This is a genomic window from Komagataeibacter europaeus LMG 18890 (genome assembly GCF_000285295.1).
Taxonomy (GTDB): Bacteria; Pseudomonadota; Alphaproteobacteria; order Acetobacterales; family Acetobacteraceae; genus Komagataeibacter; species Komagataeibacter europaeus.
The window spans coordinates 1-6,283 of record NZ_CADP01000137.1 but is presented as its reverse complement, the minus strand read 5'-3'; the positions used below and the strand labels follow the sequence as shown (position 1 = coordinate 6,283).

Here is a 6,283-nt window from a genome sequence, read left to right as displayed (position 1 = left end):
GGGCATGGGCATCTGTGGCCGGTGGTAAGTGGGGGCCAGCCACGCGCAGCCCGCCAGCAGCGCAGGCAGCAGGAGGATCGGGATGCGTTTCATCTTGTGGCTCCCTCAACCTGCGGCGATGGCGTTTCCTTCACCTTGAACCACAGCACGTACAGCGAAGGCAGGAAGATCAGCGTCAGCACCGTCGCCACGGCCAGCCCACCCATAATGACATCGGCCATTGGCCCCCAGAATACGCTGGACGCAATGGGCAGCATGCCCAGGATGGCGGCGACAGCGGTCAGCATGATGGGGCGGAAGCGGATCTTGGCCGCATTCATCACCGCATCCCATTCCGACTGCCCCAGATCCTTTTCGATCTGGATCTGATGCACCAGAATGACCGAGTTGCGGATGATCATGCCAATCAGCGCCACCAGCCCCAGCATGGCGATGAACCCCATCGGGTGCTGGGTCAGGAACAGCGCACCCACCACCCCGATCAGGCCAAACGGGGCCACGCTGATGACCAGCGCCAGCCGCCTGAAGTCCTGCAACTGGATCATCAGCACACCCAGCATGACCAGGATCATGAGCGGCACGACAGCCACGACGGATTTCTGCGATTTCGCACTCTCCTCCACCGTGCCGCCCACCGCGACATGGTAGCCTGATGGCAGGCTGGCATTGAACGCCGCGATTTTCGGGGCCAGCGTGCCAACGGCGGTATCCGCCTGCACCCCATCGCGCAGTTGCGCCTGTATGGTCAGCGTCGGCAGGCGGTCGCGCCGCCAGATCAGGGGATAATCCTCGACGTATGAAACACTTGCCACGGTAGACAATGGCACCGTCTGGTCATTGGGCAGGCGGATATCAAGATTGCGCAGATCCTCGATCGACAGGCGCTGGGCATGGTTGGCGCGCAGAACGACATCGACCAGATAGATGCTGTCACGGACCTGCGTCGCCGTAAGCCCGGTCACCGCCGAATTGATGGCCAGCGCAATCGCCCCCGATGACAGGCCCAGACGATGCGCTTCATCCTGCCGCACGTCGATCTTCAGCTTGCGCGCGGGATCGCCCCAGTCGAAATTGACCATGTGCAACTGGTTGCTGTCGGCCATGATCTTCGCCACGTCATGCGCGTAATGCCATACCCGGTCTGGGTCACGGCCGGTCACGCGGTACTGCACTGGCCAGCCCACCGGTGGCCCGAGTTCCAGCGGGAACAGCCCATGCACCACGTCGGGCATGTCGCGGCTCAGTGCACCATCCAGCCGCTTGCGCAGGCGGTCACGCGCCACGGCACTCTTGGCCACGATGACGGTCTGGGTAAAGAAGTCGTTGGGCAACTGCTCATTAAGCGACAGGTAAAAGCGCACAGCCCCGCGCCCGACATAGGAACTCCAGTGGTCGATATCGGGATCATTACGCAGGATGGCATCCAGCCGGCGCGAGACATCCGCCGTCGCCTTGATCGATGCCCCCTGCCGCAGCGACAGGTCAACCAGCAGTTCCGGCCGGTCGGATGCAGGGAAGAACTGCCGGGGCACCAGTGGGGACAGCGCAATGGCCACGACCAGTGCGGCAAGGCTGGCCAGCACGGTCGCACGCGGGCGGCGCATGGTGAACAGTAGCGCCCGGCTGAACACGCGCAGCAGTCGCCCTTCCGGCGGGGCATGGGGTGCTGCCGCCGGGCGCCGCTTCAGGATGGTCACCCCCACCAGCGGCGCCACCAGCACGGCCACGAACCATGACGCGATCAGCGCCATGCCCACCACGGCGAACAGAGAAAATGTGTATTCCCCCGCGACACTTTTCGCGAACCCGACCGGGATGAACCCCGCCACTGTCACAAGGGTGCCGGTCAGCATGGGGAACGCGGTCGAGACATAGGCGTAGGTCGCGGCCCGTGTCAGGGTCCAGCCTTCCTCCAGCTTGCTGACCATGCTTTCCACCGTAATCATGGCGTCATCGACCAGCAGGCCGAGGGCGATGATCAGCGCGCCGAGCGAGACGCGCTGCAGGTCAATGCCGAACATTTTCATGCACACGAACACGACTGCCAGCACGAAGGGAATGCAGAACGCCACCACCGTGCCCGCGCGGGCGCCAAGGCTGAGGAAGCTTATGCCCAGCACGATGACGATGGCCTCGAACAGGGCCTCGGTAAAGTCCCCTACCGCGTCATGCACCACCTTGGGCTGGTTGGCGACAAGGTGCGCCTCGATGCCGATGGGCATGCGGGCGTGCAGTTCAGCCATTTTGGCCGTGATGTTCTTCTCCAGTTCCAGCACGTTGCCACCACTGCGCATGCTGAGCGCCAGCCCGATCGCATCCTGCCCGCCCACGCGGAACATGGTCTGCGGCGGGTCGGAATGGGTGCGGGTGATAGTGGCGATGTCACCCAGCCGGATCTTGCGGCTGCCGGCATAGACCGTGACATTGGCAATGTCCTGCACCGACCCGAACTGCCCGGTGGGCTGGACCTGTATCTGTTCGCGCCCGGTATCGATCACGCCGGATGGTACGGTGGCGTTCTGCGCCAGCAGGGCGGCCGCAATCGTGGCCCCGTTTATGCCCAGCCGGGCCAGGTGGTGGGTGGAGAAATCGACATAGATCTTCTCGTCCTGCGCGCCCAGCGTGTCGATCTTGGCCACGTCGGGCACATGCAGCAGTTCGTCGCGCACCGTCTCGACATAGTCACGCAGTTCGCGGTGGGAAAAGCCATCGGCGGTAAAGCCGTAGATGATACCGTAGGTATCGCCGAACTCGTCATCAAAGAACGGGCCGAGCGTGCCCTGCGGCAACTGGGCCTTGATGTCGCCCACCTTCTTGCGCACCTGGTACCAGATGTCGGGCACTTCCGCCTTGGGTGCGCCGGACAGCAGGTTGACGAAAATCGTGGTCTTGCCCGCCAGCGTATAGCTCTTGACGTAATCGAGGTCAGGCGTTTCCTGCAGTTTCTTCTCGATGCGTTCGGTCAGCTGGTGGGTGGTTTCCTCCACCGACGCACCGGGCAGGAACGCCTCCACCACCATGGTCTTGACGGTAAAGGGCGGGTCTTCATTCCGGCCCAGTCTGAAGTAGGACTGGATGCCGGCCACGCCGATCAGGATCATGAAGAACAGGACCAGCGCACGGTGGCGGATGGACCAGTCGGACAGGTTTATGCCCCCCGGCGCGCGTGGCTCAGGGACGGACATCGGCTTCATCCAGCAGGCTGACCTTTTCTTGCGGATACAGCGCCTGCACGCCTGCCGTCACTACCCTGTCCCCGGCGTTCAGGCCGGATGCGATCACCACGTCATCGGTGGCATAACGGGCAATGGTGACGGGGCGCTGGGAGACGCGCAGCGTGTCGGGGGCCACGATCCAGACCGCAGGTTTGCCGTCCTGTGTGGCAAGGGCGGCGGGCGGCAGATGGACGGTTGGCGCTGATGATATGGACAGATGCCCCGTCACCACCGCGCCCAACGGCATCATGTCCCGCGTGGCGCGCAGTAGCGCCTTGGTATGATAGGTGCGGGTCAGCGGATCGGTATCGGGCGCGATTTCATAGATCGCGGCGGGTGCGCAGGTAGCAGGCGCTGCGTCCAGGCACACCTTCATGGTCATGCCCACGGTCAGACGGGACTGCGCCAGGGCTTCGGGCATGTCGAACTGCCCGTCCAGCCCGCCACCCGCCGCCATGCGCAGGACGGGCTGGCCTGCGGCCACCACCTCGCCTGCTTCCACCAGCCGGTCGGTCACGATGCCGTCCTCGGGCGCCATCAGGCGGGTGTAGCCAAGCTGTTCCTGCGCCACGCGTACCTGCGCCTGTGTCGCCTGCACCTGGTCCTGCGCGGTTTTGTAGCGGCGCACCGCGTCGTCATAATCGTTGCGTGAAATGGCCTCCACCGGCAGCAGGGCTGCGGCCCGCTGCTTCAGGGGGGCAGCCTGTTCCAGCGCCGCTTTTGCCGTGGCGTTTTCCGCCAGCGCCGTGCGCAGCGTCTGCTGTGGCACCGTGTCATCCAGCCGCGCCAGCACGTCCCCCGCACGCACGACGCTGCCTGCGGACACGGAACGTTCCACCACCTTGCCGGGCAGGCGGAAGGCGAGGTTGATGGACTGATGGGCGGAGACCTGTCCCGTCACCACCTCGCCGTTCGTGTCAGGCGTCGGGTCCACAATGACGGATCGGACGGGGCGGACTTCCTCCACTGCCACCTTCTTGTGGCAGGCTGAAAGCAGAAGCAGCAGGCAGAGCAGGATCAGGCCCGGAGCGCTACGCGGTTTTTCCACGGCGGGCGCGGGATATTGGCCCGGCGGGAGGCTGCCTTCCCTGTGCAGGATCGGATGAAGAATGGTAGCCAGGAAAGATGGAGGCTGGGCATGGCCCACGCTTTCATTGCCAGTATGTCTGGTTTGCATGGATACCGATCACCCTCAGTCATGTCCTGAATCCAGCGGCACGACGCAGCCGTTATGGCTTGCATAGACGAGACCGTATCGTATTGCAATGGCGTACAGGTGCTACTGTCGGCTGGCTGCAAACACGCGGGTAACAGGTGGGATTACGTAGGCACACATATGGTGCTGATCCGTTTGTTTTACCTTATTCGGCCCTAAACCGGCCAATTTGGCATGAACCAGCATGAATGAGCGGGTTCAGACATGAGCTCAGATAGGAACAAATTGGGGCGGGCATTCAGCGTTTCCCATGGCGCAATGCTATCAAGCTATTGGAAGGGGATGAAGGCGCTACGCTGGAACACCTTCATATGCACTCAGGAATCCCTCGATATTATCGCTCATCAGGAGCGGCATCCGAGCCCGTATGACCTCCTCTGGCCAGTCCCACCATGCCAGTGCGAGCAGCCGCTCGATGGTTCTCTCGGGGAAGCGGTATCTGATAACCCGGGTCGGATTGCCGCCGACGATGGCGTAAGGCGGCACGTCCCTGGTCACCACCGCCGCCGTGGCAATGATCGCGCCAGACCCGATGGTTACACCTGACATGATGTTGGCCCGCGCGCCGATCCAGACATCATTGCCGATGACGATATCCCCCTTGGTGGAATGGTCATCGGATGCGTCAGCTGCTTCGGGCCAGAAATTGCACTGGTTCTTGAACGGGTAGGTGGTGATCGTGTCCGTGCGGTGGTTGCCCAGGATCATCAGCACTTCGCGGGCAATCGAGCAGTATTTCCCGATCTTCAGGCCGGCATATTCGGCCTCTATGATGATGGGAGAACCCTTGGCGCCATACGTATGGTCCCCGATCTCCCAGCCCCATTCCTCAATCTCGTGGGCAAGCGTGTAGCGTAGGAGCAGCGAAAAGGCATTCTTGCCGTAATACATCTGGGCAGTTTTCTCCCATCATGGTTGAGGTTAAGCGGCTGTCGATATGTGTTTTTGCACATCGGTCACAGGAATCAACTGCCTTGCCATAGTGGACTTGTTAAGAACGAGATATATGAAGCGCTATCAACCTCTTTATTCCTTCCTGATCAGTTCCAGCCCCTCTTCATATGTCATCTCAGAACCGATCCAAAAGAAATGAGCCAGGTATGACCGGTCTGCACCCCCTTCATTCGGCGGCGTTACCCCACACACGCCATATGACACCACCCACATCGTCTGCCACCAGCAATGCGCCCGACCTGTCAATCGCGAGGCCGACCGGTCGACCATGCACATGCGCTTCGTCCGGTGTCAGGAAACCCGTAAGCACATCAACCGGCGTGCCGGACGGCTTCCCATCGGCAAACGGCACATAGATGACCTTGTAGCCACTCTTGGGCCGCCGGTTCCACGATCCATGCTGTGCGACGAACAGTCCATGGCGCCAGGCGTCCGGAAGCTGGGTGACATCCTGAGAGAAGGTGATGCCAAGGGAGGCCGTATGCGGGCCAAGCGCATAATCCGGCGCGATCGCCTGCGCGACGAGGTCCGGTCGCTGCGGCGAGACCCGTGTGTCAACGTGCTGGCCATAATAGCTGTAAGGCCAGCCATAGAATGCGCCTTCCTTGACCGAGGTAATGTAGTCGGGGACGAGGTCGCTACCGATTTCATCGCGCTCGTTGACCACCACCCACAGGGCACCGCTCTCCGGCTCAAAAGCCAGCCCGTTCGGGTTGCGCAGCCCCGTCGCATAGGGCGTCAGCTTTCCCGTGCTCAGATCGAGCCGGTCGATCCGGGCCCGTCCCTCTTCGACGTCCATCCCGTTATCGGCAACATTGCTGTTGGACCCGATGGTCACATACAAAAAACGGCCATCCGGGCTGGCAAGCAGGTTTTTTGTCCAGTGATGGTTGTAGCC

Annotated in this window: 4 protein-coding genes; all 4 read right to left on the bottom strand. The window is 62.1% G+C overall.

From position 1 onward, the window contains the following. Positions 1-89 precede the first annotated feature (89 nt). Positions 90-3,194, bottom strand: coding sequence for an efflux RND transporter permease subunit (locus tag GEU01_RS18855; protein ID WP_019087209.1), 3,105 nt, complete (start codon positions 3,192-3,194; stop codon positions 90-92). Beyond that, positions 3,172-4,392, bottom strand: a complete 1,221-nt coding sequence (locus GEU01_RS18850; protein WP_019087210.1) for an efflux RND transporter periplasmic adaptor subunit — start codon at positions 4,390-4,392, stop codon at positions 3,172-3,174. The genes GEU01_RS18855 and GEU01_RS18850 overlap by 23 nt, the downstream gene beginning before the upstream one ends. 330 nt (positions 4,393-4,722) lie before the next feature. Further along, positions 4,723-5,322, bottom strand: coding sequence for a CatB-related O-acetyltransferase (locus tag GEU01_RS18845; protein ID WP_010515894.1), 600 nt, complete (start codon positions 5,320-5,322; stop codon positions 4,723-4,725). A 229-nt stretch (positions 5,323-5,551) separates the two neighbouring features. Then, the coding region (locus GEU01_RS18840; protein WP_019087309.1) for a PQQ-dependent sugar dehydrogenase at positions 5,552-6,283 on the bottom strand (732 nt) is incomplete at its 5' end.

Bases quoted from the DNA above. Each gene is read 5' to 3' on its own strand.
- GEU01_RS18845 (WP_010515894.1), bottom strand. From the start codon at position 5,322: ATGTATTACGGCAAGAATGCCTTTTCGCTGCTCCTACGCTACACGCTT.
- GEU01_RS18850 (WP_019087210.1), bottom strand. From the start codon at position 4,392: ATGCAAACCAGACATACTGGCAATGAAAGCGTGGGCCATGCCCAGCCT.
- GEU01_RS18855 (WP_019087209.1), bottom strand. From the start codon at position 3,194: ATGAAGCCGATGTCCGTCCCTGAGCCACGCGCGCCGGGGGGCATAAAC.